This window comes from Brachyspira alvinipulli ATCC 51933 (assembly GCF_000518245.1).
In the GTDB taxonomy this organism is placed as follows: Bacteria; Spirochaetota; Brachyspiria; order Brachyspirales; family Brachyspiraceae; genus Brachyspira; species Brachyspira alvinipulli.
The window spans coordinates 1-19,158 of sequence record NZ_JADF01000022.1 but is presented as its reverse complement, the minus strand read 5'-3'; the positions used below and the strand labels follow the sequence as shown (position 1 = coordinate 19,158).

20 protein-coding genes and 1 pseudogene are annotated in these 19,158 nt (G+C 27.7%); 13 read left to right on the top strand and 8 right to left on the bottom strand.

Features of this window, described 5'->3' with window-relative positions:
- Positions 1-6: 6 nt before the first annotated feature.
- Positions 7-690 carry a hypothetical protein gene (locus T324_RS0103955; RefSeq protein ID WP_028329063.1) on the top strand — a complete coding sequence of 228 codons (684 nt, stop codon included), beginning with the start codon at positions 7-9 and terminating at the stop codon, positions 688-690.
- 11 nt (positions 691-701) lie between these two features.
- On the opposite strand, the gene T324_RS0103950 is transcribed toward T324_RS0103955, so the two are convergent.
- Both T324_RS0103950 and T324_RS0103945 read right to left on the bottom strand, forming a co-directional pair.
- Complete coding sequence (locus tag T324_RS0103950) at positions 702-1,709, bottom strand: aldose epimerase family protein (RefSeq protein ID WP_028329062.1); 1,008 nt, start codon at positions 1,707-1,709, stop codon at positions 702-704.
- 306 nt (positions 1,710-2,015) lie between these two features.
- Positions 2,016-2,411, bottom strand: a complete 396-nt coding sequence (locus T324_RS0103945; RefSeq protein WP_028329061.1) for a secondary thiamine-phosphate synthase enzyme YjbQ — start codon at positions 2,409-2,411, stop codon at positions 2,016-2,018.
- Positions 2,412-2,567: 156 nt separating this feature from the next.
- On the opposite strand from T324_RS0103945, the gene T324_RS0103940 reads away from it, so the two are divergent.
- The 5 genes from T324_RS0103940 (at position 2,568) to T324_RS0103920 (ending at position 7,662) form a co-directional block, all read left to right on the top strand.
- On the top strand, positions 2,568-3,059 hold the full coding sequence (locus tag T324_RS0103940) for a pyridoxamine 5'-phosphate oxidase family protein (protein ID WP_028329060.1): 492 nt from the start codon (positions 2,568-2,570) through the stop codon (positions 3,057-3,059).
- Between the two features lie 11 nt (positions 3,060-3,070).
- Complete coding sequence (locus tag T324_RS0103935; protein WP_038375016.1) at positions 3,071-4,459, top strand: TldD/PmbA family protein; 1,389 nt, start codon at positions 3,071-3,073, stop codon at positions 4,457-4,459.
- A gap of 2 nt (positions 4,460-4,461) precedes the next feature.
- Positions 4,462-5,814 carry a TldD/PmbA family protein gene (locus T324_RS0103930; RefSeq protein ID WP_028329058.1) on the top strand — a complete coding sequence of 451 codons (1,353 nt, stop codon included), beginning with the start codon at positions 4,462-4,464 and terminating at the stop codon, positions 5,812-5,814.
- A 105-nt stretch (positions 5,815-5,919) separates the two neighbouring features.
- A complete protein-coding gene (locus T324_RS0103925) occupies positions 5,920-6,717 on the top strand; it encodes a transketolase (protein WP_028329057.1) in 798 nt (265 codons plus the stop codon).
- Positions 6,718-6,744: 27 nt separating this feature from the next.
- The gene (locus T324_RS0103920) at positions 6,745-7,662 is read left to right on the top strand and encodes a transketolase family protein (protein WP_028329056.1); all 918 of its coding nucleotides are present in this window, start codon (positions 6,745-6,747) and stop codon (positions 7,660-7,662) included.
- A gap of 63 nt (positions 7,663-7,725) precedes the next feature.
- Here the strand turns inward: T324_RS0103920 and T324_RS16690 are convergent.
- The 4 genes and pseudogenes from T324_RS16690 to T324_RS0103900 form a co-directional block, all read right to left on the bottom strand.
- Positions 7,726-7,889: pseudogene (locus tag T324_RS16690) on the bottom strand ((2Fe-2S)-binding protein).
- Complete coding sequence (locus tag T324_RS0103910) at positions 7,882-8,094, bottom strand: (2Fe-2S)-binding protein (protein WP_028329055.1); 213 nt, start codon at positions 8,092-8,094, stop codon at positions 7,882-7,884. The pseudogene T324_RS16690 and the gene T324_RS0103910 overlap by 8 nt, the downstream one beginning before the upstream one ends.
- A gap of 72 nt (positions 8,095-8,166) precedes the next feature.
- Positions 8,167-8,697, bottom strand: coding sequence for an HdeD family acid-resistance protein (locus T324_RS0103905; RefSeq protein WP_028329054.1), 531 nt, complete (start codon positions 8,695-8,697; stop codon positions 8,167-8,169).
- Between the two features lie 88 nt (positions 8,698-8,785).
- Positions 8,786-9,286: a DUF2147 domain-containing protein gene (locus tag T324_RS0103900; RefSeq protein WP_028329053.1), complete on the bottom strand. Its 501-nt coding sequence runs from the start codon at positions 9,284-9,286 to the stop codon at positions 8,786-8,788.
- A 229-nt stretch (positions 9,287-9,515) separates the two neighbouring features.
- On the opposite strand from T324_RS0103900, the gene thrC reads away from it, so the two are divergent.
- Together thrC and thrB are read left to right on the top strand one after the other, a co-directional pair.
- The gene (gene thrC, locus T324_RS0103895) at positions 9,516-10,571 is read left to right on the top strand and encodes a threonine synthase (RefSeq protein WP_028329052.1); all 1,056 of its coding nucleotides are present in this window, start codon (positions 9,516-9,518) and stop codon (positions 10,569-10,571) included.
- 2 nt (positions 10,572-10,573) lie between these two features.
- Entirely contained in the window at positions 10,574-11,539 is a 966-nt protein-coding gene (thrB, locus tag T324_RS0103890; RefSeq protein WP_028329051.1) for a homoserine kinase, read from the top strand.
- Positions 11,540-11,598: 59 nt separating this feature from the next.
- Here the strand turns inward: thrB and recN are convergent, their stop codons facing one another.
- Both recN and T324_RS0103880 read right to left on the bottom strand, forming a co-directional pair.
- Entirely contained in the window at positions 11,599-13,320 is a 1,722-nt protein-coding gene (gene recN / locus T324_RS0103885) for a DNA repair protein RecN (protein ID WP_028329050.1), read from the bottom strand.
- Positions 13,320-14,207 (bottom strand): NAD(+)/NADH kinase, encoded by an 888-nt coding sequence (locus T324_RS0103880; RefSeq protein WP_028329049.1) that lies wholly within the window; start codon positions 14,205-14,207, stop codon positions 13,320-13,322. Before T324_RS0103880 ends, recN begins: the two co-directional genes overlap by 1 nt.
- 105 nt (positions 14,208-14,312) lie before the next feature.
- Here T324_RS0103880 and T324_RS0103875 point away from each other — a divergent pair, with 105 nt between their 5' ends.
- From T324_RS0103875 to T324_RS0103855, 5 genes are all read left to right on the top strand, one after another.
- A complete protein-coding gene (locus tag T324_RS0103875; RefSeq protein ID WP_028329048.1) occupies positions 14,313-15,050 on the top strand; it encodes a lysophospholipid acyltransferase family protein in 738 nt (245 codons plus the stop codon).
- A 69-nt stretch (positions 15,051-15,119) separates the two neighbouring features.
- Positions 15,120-15,410, top strand: a complete 291-nt coding sequence (locus T324_RS0103870) for a hypothetical protein (RefSeq protein ID WP_028329047.1) — start codon at positions 15,120-15,122, stop codon at positions 15,408-15,410.
- Positions 15,407-15,724 (top strand): hypothetical protein, encoded by a 318-nt coding sequence (locus T324_RS0103865; protein WP_028329046.1) that lies wholly within the window; start codon positions 15,407-15,409, stop codon positions 15,722-15,724. The genes T324_RS0103870 and T324_RS0103865 overlap by 4 nt, the downstream gene beginning before the upstream one ends.
- A gap of 79 nt (positions 15,725-15,803) precedes the next feature.
- Entirely contained in the window at positions 15,804-17,960 is a 2,157-nt protein-coding gene (locus tag T324_RS0103860; RefSeq protein ID WP_028329045.1) for an ankyrin repeat domain-containing protein, read from the top strand.
- A 57-nt stretch (positions 17,961-18,017) separates the two neighbouring features.
- A complete protein-coding gene (locus T324_RS0103855) occupies positions 18,018-18,902 on the top strand; it encodes an Rpn family recombination-promoting nuclease/putative transposase (RefSeq protein WP_028329044.1) in 885 nt (294 codons plus the stop codon).
- Positions 18,903-19,158: the final 256 nt, after the last annotated feature.

Below are 19,158 nucleotides of genomic sequence, written 5' to 3'. Positions count from 1 at the left end.
TAAAGTATGAAAAATAAGTTTTTTTCATTATTTTTTGTTTTATTTTTTGTATTATCAATTAACAATTTGTACGCTGCAGATTTTATTGCTGGATTTGTAGGACGTTTAGGGGCAAGCAGTGCTACAACAGATAGGAGTAAAGTATTTACTTCAGATTTTAGGGATTTTGATAATTCTTTCTCTTTTCAGCCTGGTATATTTTGGGGTTATGGTGATACTTTATCAAGTGCTTTTTTATTCGATATAGGATATAATAAGGATAGATATCAAATAAAGTATAATATAGAAGGAAAAAGAGTTGTTGAAAATTATAACTTCAGCAGTTTTTCATTCGGATTATTTCCAAGACTTAATATAGGGTTTTTCTCTATAGGAGTGGGAGGAGGAATAAAATTACCTATATCAATGACTTATAGTTCTAAAGGAAGAGGTGATTCTAGTAAATACCGTTTAGATTTTGGTGATATAAAAGATTCTTTTGAAACTTGTTATATACCTTATGTGAAAGTATCAATGGACTTTTTAGTAAAAACTAAGGGTAAATTTATGATGTCGTTTGGCGTATATGCTAATTATGATTTTCCTATAGATATAGATAAAAATGGAATATTAAAAGATTTTACTATTAATCAAGATTCTTTAGCTTCATTTGATATAGGATTCCAATTTGGTATGTATTTTATAAAATAATTTTATTTTTATTAAATTAATCCAAATTTGTATATTGTTCTATGATTGAATTCTCTATCTGGATATAATATAATACTTGGAAAATGATTAAAGTTTAAAGAACATGAAAAATATTGGGCTTCCAAACAAAATGCCTCATGCTTATTAAGTACTTGATTTCTTACTTTCATGTCATTTAAATAATTAGCGGTGTAGAATAATACCGAAGGCATTGTAGTAAACATTTCTAAACTTATTGAGCTGCTTCTTGATATTACTTTAACTCTCTTCTTATTTATATCATTATCATCAAAAATGAAGCAATTATCGCATCCATTTTTAAGTTTTATTATTTCGTCCATTTTTTTTGCTGATGTAAAATCATAGGGAGTATTTTTAGTTTTTAATATTTCACCTGATGTTATACCGTTTTCATCATCTCCTAAATAATATTTTGCATCTATAAATATTTCATGATCATTTATTTTTCCCCCTCCATTTAAATTAAAATATGAATGATTCATAATATTTAAAGGAGTAGCTTTATCTGTAGTAGCTATATAGTCTATTATTAATTCATTTTCTTCAGTGATAGTATATTTTACTATTAAATTAACGTTTCCAGGATATCCTTCCTCACCATCTTTTGAAATATAAGAAAATAATACTTCATTGTCTTTCTTTTGTATTGAATTATATATTACATAGGAAAGTCCATTAACACCACCATGAGTATGGTCAGGAGATTTATTTGGCGTAATATTATACTCTATGTCATCTATTTTAAATTTTGAATTCATTGTGCGTCCTGCAACTCTTCCTACTGTAGCACCCATATGTCCATTTTTTGCTTTATCAGTATAAAATTCTATATCATCAGAACCAAATGCTACTTCAATTTCTTTATTATCTTTGTTTTTAAAGAAAATTCCAGTTATAGAAGCGCCAACTTCTGCTAATTTCACTTTTAACCCATTATCATTTTCTAAAGTATATACAAATGAATTTTTTCCAAAATCCTCTTTTTTAGATTTGAACATATCTATATCCTTAAAGTAATTTATACACTAATTATATACTATTTTTTTATTTTTTTATATATAAAAAAATAAATATTTTTTTAATACATATCATGGGTATGTTGACAATTATAGAATTTTGTATATACTATTAATATATAGATAAAGGAGGTATTATGTGATTGATAATAGAGCTAATTAGTTCAATTAGCAATTTTATAAAAGAAAAATTCTTAAAAAACAAAAAAATTAAACAGTAGTTGATCGGCATTTAATATAATAGATTTATCCCTGAACAGATAGCGAGGAGAGTTCCTTCCTCTCTATTTATTTTCCAATTATTTGAATATGTACCTTTCTATTTCTTGCTCCATCAAATTCAAAGAAATATATATCCTGCCAAGTACCTAATACAATTTTTGAATTTTCTATTATAACAGTTAAACTTGGAGCTACTAAAGATGATAAAACATGGGCTTGAGAATTACCTTCTGAATGTTCATAATTGTCATGCTGCGGTACTAATTTATTAAAAGCATTCTTCATGTCAAAAACTACATCAGGGTCAGCATTTTCATTTATACCTACAGCTGCCGTTGTATGAGGTACAAATATTACAGCTATGCCGCTTTGTATTTTTTCTTCATTTACACATTTTTGAACTTCATCTGTAATATCAACTATATCAAATCTTGATTTTGTTTTTACATTAATAGTATACATTTATTGTCCTTTTATTATTTATATATTTAATACTATTAATACTATATGATAATAAAATGATTGTCAATTGATTATTTTTTTATAAAATATATAATTTATAATATTTTATTATTCTAACAATATATATGTTTTATATTAATTATAGGAATAATTTTTATGTTTAGAGAAATGAGAAGAAAAAAACAACTTTTATCAAATGAAGAAACTATAGCAATATTAGAAAAATGTACATCAGGAGTATTAGCTCTTTTAGGGGATGATAATTATCCTTATGCTGTACCATTAAGTTATGCTTATTATGATAATAAAATAGTTTTCCATTCGGCAAGAAATGGTTATAAATTGGATGCTATAAGAAATAATAATAAAGCTTCATTTTGCGTTATAGAAAAAGATGATATTAAACCGGAAGAATATACCACTTACTATAGAAGTGTTATTGCTTTTGGTAAGGTTTTTATAATTGATGATGAAGATAAAAAAAGAGAAGCTATTGAAAGACTTTCTATAAAGTATCATCCTTATGATAAAAAAGAAAATAGAGATTATGCTATTGATAGAGAATACAATGCTTTATGTATGATTGAACTTTGCATAGAGCATATTACAGGGAAAGAGGCTATAGAATTGGTTAATGGTAAAAAATAATAGGGGTATTAATGAAATATTTTAATTTTGACAAAAATTTTTTGCATACTGTTTTACAAGAGGCTTTAAAAAATGGTGGAGAATATGCTGATCTATTTTTTGAAGATACTAAAATTAATTCGGTAAGTTATTTAGATTCCAAAGTAGATGATATGAATTTGGGTATTAATTATGGAGTTGGTTTAAGAGTTATATCTGATAAAAAAACAATATATTTATATTCTAATGATACAAGCAATGATAGTTTAATTAATCTGGCTAAGAGTGCAGCTTCTGTTGTGAATAATAAGAAATATATAGTTAATGATTTTATTGAATCTAAAGAAAATAATAATCATCCTTTGCATATAGATCCGTTTTCTATTAAATTTGATGAAAAAATAGATGTTCTTTCATATTTGGATAAAACAGCCAGAGGAGTTTCTGATAAAATAAAACAGGTAAGCGTACGTTATAATGAAAAACAAAGAAATATTTTAGTGTGTACAAGCAAAGGTATTTTGAGAGAAGATTCTCAAATTTACGTTAGACTTGTTATGATGTCAATGGCTTCTGATGGTGCTAATACTCAGACAGCAAGCAGAACCAGAGGTGCTTTAGACGGATACCAAGTAATAAAAGACATTAATTTAGAAGATATGGCTAAAGAAACTGCTGAGTCTGCAATTAAAATGCTTAATTCTAAGTATCCAAAATCAGGAAAGTATCCGGTAGTAATAGATAATGCATTCGGAGGTGTAATATTCCATGAGGCTTGCGGACATGCTTTAGAGGCTACTGCTGTTGCTGATAATGCAAGTGTATTTTGTAATAAATTAGGTGAGAAAATAGCTTCAGATGCTGTTACTGCCATTGATGACGGAACTATAAAAAATGCTTGGGGAAGTTATAATATTGATGATGAAGGTAATGATGCACAAAGAACAGTTTTAATAGAGAATGGTATATTAAAAAGTTATTTAGTTGATGAGCTTGGTTCTATGAAGATGAATCAAAATATTACAGGAAGTGCAAGAAGAGAAAGTTATAAATATCCTCCTACATCAAGAATGAGAAACACATTTATAGATAAAGGAAATTCAAGTTTTGAAGATTTAATTTCCAGTATAGAGTATGGACTTTATGCTAAAAAAATGGGAGGAGGGTCTGTTGATCCTGCAACTACTGATTATAACTTTGCTGTTTCTGAAGGGTATTTGATAGAAAATGGAAAGATTACAGAACCTGTAAGAGGTGCTACGCTTATAGGACGCGGAGATGAAACACTTATGAATATTGAAGCAGTATCATCTAATTTGGAATTAGCAGATGGTATATGCGGAAGTGTGTCTGGGTCTGTACCTACTACTGTGGGACAGCCTGCTTTAAGAGTTAAAGAACTAACAGTAGGAGGCAGATAATAATGTCTGATAGTATGGATAGATTAAAAGAAATTTATGATTCTGTTAAAAATAAAGCAAATGGTATTGATAAAATAGAAATTTATATGTCTAAAAGTGCAGAAGAAGAATTTACAGTAAGAGAAAAAGATTTAGATAAATATACCTTTGCTGAATCTGGAGGAATTGGATTGAGGCTTATAGATAATGGAAAAGTAGGAATAAGTTTTACTGAAAAAATTAATTCTAATGAGTCTATTGAAAGTCTTGTTAATAATGCAAAAAGTTCTTTAACTTATGCAGCCTCTGAACCTGATTTTAATGTATTAATAGAAAAAGATGAAGATAATAAAAAAAGTTATGATATGATAAATAATGATATAGTTAATTTATCAAGCGATGAGCTAAAGAATATATCTCTTTCAATAGAGGATAAATTATATTCATTAGATAAAAGAATAGTCAATGTTCCGTCAGCAGGATTAGCTAGGTATAGTTTTAATAAATGTATAATTAATAGTAATGGTGTATTTAAAGAAGAGAATAAAAACAGTATAATGTATTATGCTGAGGTAATAGCTAAAGAGGCAGATATTACAAAAACATTTTTTGATGTTTATTCATCTGTAGATTCAATGTTTGATATAGATTATTTTGCAAAAAATATTGTTGATAATGCAGTAAGTAAATTAAGTGCCAAGCCTATATCAAGCGGAAAGTATAAAACAGTATTTACAAGCAAAGCAATGAGAACAATTATAGCTGCATATTTGGGGCTTTTTTCATCAGAATCTGTACAGAAAAAATTGTCTCTTCTCCAAGGTAAATTAAATCAAAAAATAGCAAGTGATATAATAAACATTAAAGATATACCAGTATTCGATAAGGGCTTAGCTAATACTCATTTTGACGGAGAAGGTTCTGCTACAAAAGATTTGGATATAATAACGAATGGAATATTAAACAGTTATTTATACAATAATTATACAGCAAGAAAGGATAATAGAAAAACTACATCTCATGCTTCAAGGAGTTTTAAATCATCAATAGGAATATCATGTCATAATTTTATTTTAGAAAATGGTAAAAACACTCAGGAAGAGCTTATTGATCAAATAAAAGATGGAATATTGGTAAATTCACTTACAGGCACTCATTCTGGGGTTAATGCTGTAAGTGGAGATTTTTCTTTACAGGCAGAAGGAGTCAAAATAGAAAATGGAAAACTATCATATACTGCAAGCCCTTTTATAGTGTCAGGTAATATATTAGATTTTTTAAGTAATGTAGAAATGCTTGCTAATGATACAGATTATAATCATTCATCTATTTATACACCAAGTGCTTTAATTAGAGAATTATCATTTGCCTCATAAAGATATTATTATGTAATAAAATTTTTAATAATAAATACATATTTGACAATACTGTAATTTTGTAGTATCATTATTTACATAAAATTTATTTTATAAGGAATTATTATGTCTTCTTTAAATACTCAAATAAGAAAAGATATAGTAAGTATGGTTTATAATGCTAATTCAGGGCATATAGGCGGTTCTTTATCATTGGTAGAGATAATGCATACACTATACTTTAAGATTATGAATATAGACCCTAAGAATCCTAAAATGGAAGGAAGGGATATACTTATAATGTCTAAAGGGCATGCCTCAGCTGTACTTTATTCTACATTGGCACATAGGGGATATTTTTCAACTGATGAACTTATGACTTATAGAAAGTTAGGTTCAAGACTTCAAGGACATCCTGATAAAAAGCATTTGGAAGGAGTTGAGGCTTCTACAGGTTCTCTTGGTCAAGGAGTTTGTATAGCTTTAGGAATTGCTTTAGGATATAAGCTTGATAAGAAAGATGGTAAAATATTTGCTATTGCTGGAGATGGCGAGGCACAAGAAGGAACTTTTTGGGAATCGGCTATGGCAGCAGCCAATTATAAATTGGATAATTATACTCTTATAATAGACTGGAATGGTTTACAGATAGACGGAAAAAATGATGAGGTTATGAGTTTGGGAGATTTAGAGGCCAAAATGAAAGCATTTGGTTTTGAGACATTTATTGTTGATGGACATAATGAGGCTGAACTTGAAGAGGTATTTAAGAAAAAGGTATCTGGTAAACCTAAATGCGTTATGGCTAAAACTGTTAAAGGTAAAGGAGTTTCATTTATGGAAAATGCTGTAGGCTGGCATGGAAAAGCTCCTAATAAAGAAGAGTATGAAAAAGCTATGGAAGAGTTAAATAGACTTGACTAAATAATTAAAAATTGAGGAATAAGTACTATGGAAAAAAAGGCAATAAGAAATGCTTACGGCGAGGCTTTAAAACGTCTTGGCGAAATAAATAAAAATGTAGTAGTTTTAGATGGAGATTTATCTGGTTCTACTATGACAAAAACTTTCAAAGCTGCTTTTCCGGAAAGATTTTTTAACATGGGAATAGCAGAACAAAATATTATGGGAGCTGCTGCTGGATTTGCTATAGATGGTAAAATACCTTTTGCTTCTACTTTTGCTATGTTTGGAGCAGGCAGGGCTTTTGAAATAATTAGAAACTCTATATGTTATCCTAAGTTAAATGTTAAAGTAGCTGTTACTCATGCTGGTATATCTGTAGGAGAGGACGGAGCAAGTCATCAATCTATAGAAGATATATCTATTATGCGTTCTATACCAAATATGACTGTAATTGTTCCATGCGATGCGGTTGAGGCTGAAAAGGCTGTGTTTGCTGCTGCTGAATTTGATGGTCCTTGTTATTTAAGAATGGCAAGACCTGCTACAAATATTATTACTAATAATGATACTCCTTTTAAAATTGGTAAGGCTAATGTATTAAGAGAAGGTAAGGATGTATGTATATTCGCTTGCGGTATAGTTGTTCCTGAAGCTTTAATAGCTGCTGAAATGGCTGAAAAAGACGGTATATCTGTTACTGTTGTTAATATTCATACAATTAAACCAATAGATAGAGATATTATTGTTGAAATGGCTAAAAAACATAAGAAATTGATTAGTGTTGAAGAGCATTCTATTATAGGAGGACTTGGTTCTGCTATATCTGAGGTATTAACTGATGAGTATCCTAGTAAATTAATAAGACTAGGTCTGAAAGATACATTTGGTGAATCTGGTACAGTTGATGAGCTTATGAATAAATATAGATTGAATGCTGCTTCTTTGTATGAAGCTATAAAATAATAATGTTATTATAAATAAAAAAGGAATAGGCTTTTAAAAACCTATTCCTTTTTTATATCAAATTTATTTAAAAATCTCTTTTAGTTTGTTTCGACATCCTCCGCAGGCTGTCTCTACCTTTGTTTTTTTACTAATTCTTTTAAAGTATCTATGCTGTACTCTTTTTTTAGTATTTCTATTTCTTTCAATGATAGTTCTTTACATTGACATATAAACTTATTATTCATTTATATCTATATCACCTGTTTTATTATATTCTTCTAATAGATCCTTTATATCACCTCTGCAGCTCCAACATGTAATACCGGCTTTTGTAGTATGCATAACTTCTTCAAGAGTTTTTAAATCCTTTTTTTTGATGGCATTGACCACATCTTTGTACTTTATATTTTTACAAAAACATAAAGTACTATTGGCATTTTTTTGTAACATAATTTTCTCCCCAAATATTAGTATGAAAAACATTGATTAATTTTAACAAAATGAAAAATAAAATCAATAATATTATATTTTAAAAAATTTTCCATACGCAAACCATAATTGAAGTGTTATAATTCCATAAAGTATTAAACATAATCCAAGTACAACACTTACATAAATAGCACCTAAAATAGGGTTGAAAGTTAATATTATACCAACTATTAAAGTAAGTATACCGCTTAACATAGCTAATCCCCATTGATTATATCCATGCTTTTTTAATTCTATAGAAGATGATATAGATACAACTCCTCTTACTATTACTAAAAATGCTACCATATAAGGAATAAATGCTCCGCTTATAGCAAGATTAGAAATTATAATGATACCACATATAGTAGATATTATACCATCCAATAAAATTAAACTTGAACCTGATACATGCCTTATACTGAAAAAATAAACTATGGCACTGATTCCAGAAAATAGAGTTAAAAACCCTATCGTATATGCTAGTACTAATATGGTTTCTGCTGGATTAAACATTGTAGCGATTCCTGATATTATTAATAATATACCAAATATCAGCCATAATACTCTTCCTAATTTTCCCATAAAATTAATCCTTTAATAATATTTTATATAAATAATAATAAATTATTCAAAAAAAAACAATATTAATATTTACTAATTTTTGTAGTAATTATAAAGATTTGCCGTCTATAGTACGTAATTGATTTCTAGGCACATCATTGTATTTATTAGGAAGTCTAGTCCATTTTACAGTAGCACCTACAACTCCAGATTTATCTAATGATGCTTTAAGAAATAAAGTATTCTTATCTTCTGATAAACTTATATTAGCATAGAATGTGCTTCCTTGATCTGTATGATATATTTTTCCTGTTTGCCATTTTCCATTTTCAAATACTATATCATATATAAATATTAATCCTATAAGTTTTTTATCTCTTAAAGATTTATTTGGATTATGTATATCTAAATCATTTTTTACATCATCATGTAATTTTACAGCATATGCATAAAGATTATTGTTAATGACTATTATTTTTACTACTTCCATTCTGCCCTTTGGTTTCGCAGGCATTAGCCAAAAACCTTCAGCATCTTTTGAATTATAGGCATAAATCAAATTTGTTAAAAATGTGAAAATAATTATTATAAATAATATATTTTTTTTCATATTAAAATCTCTCTATTTTTTTATTTTAACACTTTAAATATTATTGTCAATTTTATAAGAATTATTTTGATTATAAAAAATTATAATATATAATAAACATATAACACTTTTTAATCACAAAAAAGTTTTTCTATAAATATAAAAGTATTGAAAAATTATTCTTTATACTATATTCTATAATGGATACTATTTATAATAATTTGTTTATTAACAAAAAGAGGATAATATTATGAAAGCATGGAATGGACTTTTAAGAGAATACAAAGAGTATTTGCCTATTACAGATAAAACCCCTTTAATTAGTTTACATGAAGGAAACACCCCTTTAATAAAAGCTGAAAAAATAGGAAAAGAACTTGGAGGAATAGAGTTATATTTCAAATATGACGGGCTTAATCCTACAGGCTCATTTAAAGACAGAGGCATGGTTATGGCTGTTGCTAAAGCACTTGAAGAAGGTTCTAAGGCTATAATGTGTGCTTCTACAGGTAATACTTCTGCATCTGCTGCTGCCTATGCGGCTAGAAGCGGTATTCAATGTATTGTAATTATACCAGACGGAAATATTGCTTTGGGAAAATTGGCACAGGCTTTAATGTATGGTGCTAAGGTTATAGCTATTAAAGGCAACTTTGATGAGGCATTAAAAGCTGTTATTGAAATTACAAATAAATATCCTATAACATTGGTAAACTCTATTAATCCTTTCAGACTTCAAGGACAGAAAACTTCTGCTTTTGAAATTTGCGATACTTTAGGAAAAGCACCTGATTATTTGGCTATACCTGTAGGAAATGCTGGAAATATATCTGCATATTGGATGGGATTTAAAGAGTATAAAGAAAATGGCAAGTCATCTAATTTACCTAAGATGATAGGTTTTGAGGCTGAAGGTTCTGCTGCTATAGTGCAAAATAGGGTAATAGAAAATCCTCAAACTATTGCTACTGCCATAAAAATAGGAAATCCTGCCAGCTGGAAATTGGCTGTTAATGCTGCAAATGAATCAAATGGTTTTATAGATTCTGTTACTGACGATGAAATATTGGAAGCTTATAAAATGCTTACAAGAGAAGAGGGGATATTTGCTGAACCTGCTTCTGCTGCTTCATTAGCTGGTATAATCAAAACTTATAAAGCTGGTAAATTAAATAAAGGAGATACTGTAGTTTCTGTACTTACAGGAAATGGACTTAAAGATCCTGATAATGCTATTAAAGTTTGCAATGCTCCTATAAAAGTTGATAACAATATAGAAGAAATAAGGAATGCCATAGGAATATAATTATGAATAATGTTAAAAAGGTGAAAAATAATAAAACAGTAATGAATAAAAAATTAGTAACTTTCAAAATACCTGCTACTTCTGCTAATATTGGTTCTGGTTTTGATAGTGTAGGACTTGCTTTAGATTTGTACAATGAAATACATATTTATTCTAATGAAAATTCTAAAAAGATAGAGTTTGAAATTAGCGGAGAAGGTGAAAATGAAATATCAAAAGATGACAATATGATACTTGATGCCATGAAATTGGTATATAAGAGATTAAAAGCAAAGCCGGATAAAGGATATATAATAAAGTGTATAAATAGAATACCTCTTTCACGTGGACTTGGAAGCAGTTCTGCTGCCATAATAGGAGGACTTCTTTCTGCTAATTATATACTTGGTAATAAGCTTTCTATAGAAGATGATATATTAAATATGTCTGTTCAATTAGAAGGACATCCTGATAATGTATCTCCTGCCATACTTGGCGGTATAATATCTGGTGTTGTTAGAAAAAATGAAGATTTTAAATATGTTAAAATTAATCCTCCTAAAAATTTAAAAGCAATAGTAGCTATTCCAAATTTTCATTTAAGTACGGAAATTGCTAGAAATGCATTGCCTAAAGAGATAAGTTTTAAAGATGCTATATTCAATATTTCAAGAGCAGCACTTTTAACATCTGCTTTATCTTCAAATAGGCTTGATTTACTTGAAGTGGCAACAGATGATAAACTGCATCAGGATTATAGGGCTAAATTTATACCTGGGCTTAAAGATTTATTCAAACAGACAAAAAATGCTGGAGCTTATTCTGTTACAATCAGCGGTGCCGGTTCTTCAATACTTGCATTAGTTAAAAATGATGAGAAAATAATTAAAAAAGTTTCTGAATCCATGAAAAATAGTTTCTCTAAAAAGAAAATAGATTCTGAAATAAAAGTTTTAAATATTCCTGTGAAAGGTATTTTAATAAAATAGATTTTCATTTTATAACATGCTGGTATTTTTTATCAGCATGTTTTTTATTATTAGTATAGTTATGATATTATAGATTTTTTTGCATGTTCTAATAATTCTTCAGCATGTTTAATACTTGCTTCTGTAATTTCTTTACCAGTAATCATCCTAGCTATTTCTTTAATACGCATAGAATCATCAAGTTCTTCAATTGTAGAAGTTACTATATCTTCTCCTTCATTTTTTGTAACTTTAAAATGATTATTAGCGTATATTGCAATCTGTGCTAAATGTGTAACACTTAAAACCTGTTTTCTTTTTGAAAGGGATGCTATCTTTTCTCCTATTACTTCAGCTATTCTTCCGCCAACTCCTACATCAATTTCATCGAATACGCATGTTTCACAGTAATCTCCTATTGATAATACGCTTTTTAATGAAAGCATTATTCTTGATATTTCACCGCCGGAAGCTATTTTTCTTAAAGGCTGGAACATACTCTGTTTATTTGGTGCTATGATAAATTCTATATTATCTATACCGCTTGATGAAGCTTTTACATGTGAGCCGTCTATAACAAGTATTCCGTCATCATCTTCATCAAGTGTTATTTCTACATCAAATTTTGTGGATGACATTCCTAAATCATTCATTTCATTTTCTATAGCTTTTATAAATTCGTCTTTTCTATTATGTCTTATTTCAGAAATTTCTTTTGCAAATAGGGAAGTTTTTTCTCTTAATGATTCAATTTCATTTTTGAGATTTTGAATATCATCTTCAGAAAAATTTAATGACTCCAATTTTTCTTTGGCTTCTTTTGCATAATTTATAATGTCTTTTATATTTGATCCATATTTTTTCTTTAATGTATTTATAAAGAAAAGCCTTTCATTTAAAGACTGCATTTCTTCTGGATCAAATTTAGTTTTTGCTCTTATTTCTGTCAATACGCTTTTTATATCTTCAAGATTTAATGTTATGCCTTCTATTTGAGAAGCCATATCAGAAAGTCTGTTATCATATTTTGATACAGCCTGCAATGCTGATATGCTTCTAGTAAGTTTTATATATGCTCCGGATTCGCTTCCAAATATATCTTTGTTAATAGAAGATAATGAAGATGCTATACTTTCAGCATTTGACATCATTGTTATATCATTCTTTATATCTTCATCTTCATTAGGCTTTAATTTTGCATTCTCTATTTCATCTATAGCATATTCCAAAAAAGATTTTTCTTTTAGAATTGTATTTTTATTTTGTGATATTTCGTTATACTGTTTTATAAGCTTTACTAATTTATTGTAATGCTCTTTATAATTTTCTAATTTATCATCAATATTTAAATAGCTGTCATAAAAATTTAAATGGTTAATAGGATTAAACAATGACTGATGTTCATGCTGTCCATGTATATCAACTATTAAATCTCCAAGTTCTTTTAATTCTGCAACTTTTACTCCGACATTATTTATGAATGATTTGCTTTTTCCATCTTTTGTTATTTCTCTTTTTATATTAAGCTCATCATTATTTATTTCTATATTCCATTCTTTTAATTTTGATTTTACTATACTTGATGATGACTGCAGGCTGAAGCATCCTGTAACTATTAATCTATCTCCGTTTGCTCCAACCATTCTAGTTGAACCTTTTTCTCCTGTTATAAGTTCTAATGCACTAATAATTATACTTTTTCCTGCACCTGTTTCTCCAGTTAATACATTAAATCCATTATTAAAATTTATTTTCAATTTATCTATTAGTACAAAATTTCTTATTTCAAGATATTTGAGCATTATCTACCCCAATTAAGTTTATTACGAAGTATATCATAAAATAATCTATTGGCACTTTGGAATATATAGCAGCTTCTATCACTGATTTCTGCTTTAACAATATTATTATTATCAAATTTACATACTTCATAACCATCTATAGTAATCATAGCTTTCAATGAATTGTTAGCTAATTCTAATTGTATGCTGTCTCCTTTAGGTATTACTAAAGGTCTAAATGTTAGAGAATGAGGAGCCACTGGTACGAATGAAATAGCATCAATAGTAGGTGCTAGTATTGGACCTCCTGCACTTAAAGCATAGGCAGTAGAACCTGTAGGTGTAGCTATTACAACCCCATCTCCAACAATAGATGATATCATTTTGCCGGATATTTTAATGTTTATATAAATCGCTCTTCCTCCGCATTTGCTTAGAACTAATTCATTAACAGCAAAATATTCTTTTACTTTTGAGTTTTTAGTTGAAGATATTCTAACTGATAATAATGTTCTCGGTTCTATTTCATATAATGTTTTTCTATTATCAAAGTATTCTTCTAATATAAGGTATGCTTCGTCCGGAGGAATTTCTGATATAAATCCTAATGTTCCATTATATATAGGAAGAACAGATATATCATATTTTATAGCTATTTTTAAGGCAGATAATAAAGTTCCATCTCCGCCTATTGATATAAGCATTGATACATCTTTTAATTGTTTTATTGCTTTAATGATATTATAATATGTGGATATATCATAATCTACAACTATATCTTTTATATTATGTTTTTTTAATATTTTTTTAATATTTTTTACTATGATATTGGGGTCACCTCTCATTTTATTAACGATAATCCCAACAGCATTTTTATTTTTTTTGTTGTTTTTTATATTACTTTCCATAATAAATTAATCTATCATTAAAAATAAAGCATAATTATAACAAACACTCATTAATATATCAAGGTATATATTGATAATTTTTAAATTTTGTATTAAACTGTCAATATGGTTTTATTTAGTATAATTTATTTTTTGATATCTATTACTTTTACATTGATATGTGTTTTGGTATTATTTTTATTTTACCCATTTGTTAGAATATTCGGAAGAGTATCAGCTATAAATTATGTTCATTCTATAGCTAAGCTTTGGGGAAGCGTAATAATGCGTTTAACTTTAGCATCTTTCAAAATAGAAGGAAAAGAAAATTATGATCCTAACAAAACTTATTTATTAACACCTAATCATCAAAGTTCATTTGATATATTCTGCTGTTTTACAATATTTAAAAAATCTTATGCTTTCGTTTCAAAAGACACTTATGGAAAAGTTCCGTTTATAGGTAAAGGAATGTCTCTTGCTAATTATATATTTGTAAAAAGAGGTACTGTAGGAGCGGCTAAGTCAATAGATGATATGGAAGAAAGGCTTAAATCAAATACAAGCATTATTATATATCCTGAAGGAACTAGAAGTGATAGCGGAGAAATAAAAAAACCTAAAAGAGGAATATTAAAGATAGCAGAAAGATGTCCTGATATTGCTGTCCTTCCTGTTGTTATATGCGGTACTAGAAATATTATGAAGGCTAGAAGTTTGAAAGTTTCTCCGTTTAGAAAAATAACAATTAGATTTTTGAAACCTTTTTATTTTAAAGAGATAGAAGGCGATGATAATGCTAAGTTAGATTATTGGTATGATGTAATGTCAAAAAATTATAATGAGTTAAAATCTGAAAACTAATTAATAGGTATTTACAAAGTTAAAATTATCTGTATAATATCAGCGATTAAATTATATGAGGTAAAATAAATGTCTGTAAAATGTGTTTGGTGCGGTAAACAAATAGAGGAAGTACAAGGTCAGGCTACTATGGATACCTGCGATGAATGTGAAGATTTTTTTGAAGAACATATTGATGATATATCAGATTCTTTAAATGAACTTCTTAAAAAAAATGAATCTTCATCATCAAAACCTACAGATAAAAAGGCTTGGATTAGTTACTCTCTTATAACTGCCATTCACATGTTAAGTTCAAAACCATATATAGAGTTTAAAGATTCTAAATATAAAGATTTACTTTCGGATAATAAAAAATGAGAAAATTATACATAATAACTTTTATATTTTTTTGTTTTACTGTAAGTTTAGTTCCTAAATCCCATGAGAATTTTTACTGTGAATATTGCGGCAATAGATTTAATTCTGTAACAATATTAACATCTCAAAACTGTATGCGTCATCCTAACGGCAATTATAAAGGAAAGCATAAACTTTATGAGGGCAGCGAAAAAGATGAGTATACATGTAAATATTGCGGTAATAAATATAAAACTTTAAAACAATTGACTTCTGCAAAATGCATGCGTCATCCTAATGGTAATTATAAAGGATATCATGCTCCCGCTTTATAATTTAGCTAAAAATAAATTGACTATAAATAATTTTTAACATATAATCTAATTAGATGCTACAAGCATTAGAGGGGTATATATGAAAAAAGTATTTATTTTATTATTCTTGTTTAATATTCTTTTGTATTCTAAAACTTTAGATGAATCGTTATTTTCCGCTGTAGAAGATAATAATATAAAAAAAGTTAAATCATATTTAGAGCAAGGTGCAAACTGTAATGCATTAGATTCTTATGATAGAACAGCTTTAATAAATGCTTCTGTAAGTGGATATAATGATATAGCAAAATTGCTTATAGAAGAAGGTACTGATGTCAATATTCGAGATAAAGCAGGTGCTACAGCATTAATGTATACTGCTAGAGATACAAATTATGAAATGGTTGAATTTTTATTAAAAAATGGTGCTGATGTAAACATTAGAGATACAGCAGGAGATACTGCATTATATTATAGTATTGAGCATAATAGTCGCGGACAAAAAAATGAAACAGAAAATGCTATAAAAATACTTAATTTATTAATAAAATACGGTGCTGATGTAAATACTAAAAACGATAAAGGAACATCTCTTCTTGATGTATCCTATAGAATTTCAGAATCTTTTGATAAAAATAAAGAAATGTTTAAAATATTAGTTGAAAATGGTTTTGATTTAGAATCAAGAATAAAGGCGGATAGATCTGATTATGATTATACTCCTTTAATGATTGCTGTTTATAAAAAAGATTATGATATGGTTAAATATTTACTTGATAAAGGTGCCAATCCTAATACAGCAAATAATGAAAACAAAACAGCTTTAATGATTGCTATTGCTAATTATAATTTTGATATTTCAAAATTACTTATACAACAAGGTGCCAATATAAACACAAAAGATGAATATGGTTATACAGCATTAATGAGAGCTGCTATGATAGGAAGCTATGAAATGGTTAAATTTTTATTAGAAAATGGTGCTGATGCAAATACTAAAGACAATTATGGAAACACTGTATTATATCATAATATTCTCTATTGTCTTTACGAAGAAGAAGGACTAGAAGATGCTAAAAAAATATTTAATTTATTAATAAAATACGGTGCTGATGTAAATACTAAAGACAATGATGGAGCATCACTTCTTGACATATCTTATAGACCTTCAACAGCCTTAAAGCAAAATAGAGAAATGTTTAAAGTATTAGTAGAAAATGGTTTTGACTTAGAATCAAGAATAAAGGGTGGGAATGATTATCCTGAAGATTATGATTATACTCCTTTAATGATAGCAGCTTTAAGAAATGACTATGATATGGTTAAATTTTTAGTTGAAAAAGGTGCCGATGTAAATGCCAAAACACATTCTGAATATAGCTCAGTAGAAACTCCCCTATTACTCTCATTAGATTATGAACATATTGACTTTATATATGATGAAAATTCATCTGTTGCAGAATTTTTAATAAATAATGGTGCTGATATAAATGTAAAAAATAATCATGGAGAGACACCTTTAATGTATGCTTCCAGAGTTCATAATATAAAAGTGGTAGAACTTCTAATACAAAAAAATGCTGATATAAATGCTTTCAATAATTATGGAAATACAGCCTTAATGTATGGTGTAAATAATTTAGTAACAGTAAAATTATTAGTGGAAAATGGTGCAGATGTAAACTTTTATAAAGGAGGAAGTACTGCTTTAATATCAGCATGTGAGTATAGTCATGAAAGAAATATAGATGTAATAAAATATTTAGTTTCAAAAAATGCCAATATAAATGCCCAAGATAATGAAGGAGACACAGCTTTAAATAAAACTCTTGATACTTTAGATGAAGGCAGTATTGATATATTAGACTTTGAAATAGCTAATTTTTTAATAGAGCAAGGTGCTGATGTAAACATAAAGAATAAACGAGAATATACTCCTTTAATATATCTTGGTATGGGTGAAGGTAATTTTAATAATAAAAGTTTTCAGGAATATCGTATAAAATTAGCTGAAGTTTTATTAGAAAAAGGTGCAGATATTAATGCAAAAGATTATAATGGATACACTTCTTTAATTTGGGCTTGTTCATCATCAGGATCAAGGTTTGCTGAACCATATGTTAAATTTTTAGTAGAAAAAGGAGCTGATGTAAATATAGAAAATGACTATGGAGATACTGCTTTAGATATAGCAGAAGATCTTAAACTTAGAAAAATTGCAGGTATTATAAAAAAAGCTCAAAGAAATAGAAAGTAAATTTTGATGATTAAACTTGTAACTTTACATTTATAGTTAATTTAGTATAATAAAGTTATGAGAAATATTAATGTTTTGAATGACTATTTTGTGAGATATTTATTTTCATCACCAGACAGTAATTTAATATTGCTTGACTTTATTAATTCTATAATGCTCGATTCTAATATGAAGACATTTAGAAGTGTAGAGATTTTAACCCCATCGCCGAAGGCGGGCAGTCGCCTTAATTATAAGGAAAATTATCAAGATAAAGAAACAATAGCAGATGTTAAATGCATAACTCAAAATGGTACAGTTGTCATTATAGAAATACAGTTACAAGGTAATTCAAGATTTCCAGAACGTATATTATATTATTGGGCTTCAAATTACAGCAAACTTTTGAAACATGGAGAAAAATACGATGCTTTAACTCCTGTAATTAGCATAAACTTACTTAACTTCAATTTAGATGATAATAATTCCATAAATTCTTGCTATATGATTTATGATACAAATAATAAAAGATTACTTACCGATCATTTACAAATTCATATAATTGAACTCAAGAAATTTAAATATAATATATTACAGCCAGATTTAAACTGTTGGCTTAAATTTTTTACTATGAAAGAGAAAGATAATAAGGGGGAAATTATGTCAGATTTAGTAAAAGAAAAACCTATAATGGAAGAAGTACAGAAAAGATACAATAATTTTATTAAAGATAGATTAATGATGAATGAGTACGATAAAAGAGAAGCTTATCTATATGGCAATCAAATAATGCTTGAAGAAGAAAGGAGATTAGGAATTAAAGAAGGTCTTGAAAAAGGAATAGAACAAGGTGAAAGAAATAAAGCAATATCTATGGCTAAAAATATGAAAAAAGACAAATTAGATTTTAATACTATTTCCAAATATACAGGATTAAGTATACAAGAAATAGAAAAACTATAATAAAAAAAACTTGCATATATTTTTAGTGGACAAATTTTTTATATAAATAAAATATAAAAGCTATAATAATGAAATAAATATTATATATTTTAACTTTATATTTGAAAAAATGTATTTTTATTATATAATTATAATAGTATATTTAAGAGTAACTCTAAACTAGTTTAAAGTTTAAAGTTTAAAGTTTAAAGTTTAAAGTTTAAAGTTTAAAGTTTAAAGTTTAAAGTTTAAAGTTTAAAGTTTAAAGTTTAAAGTT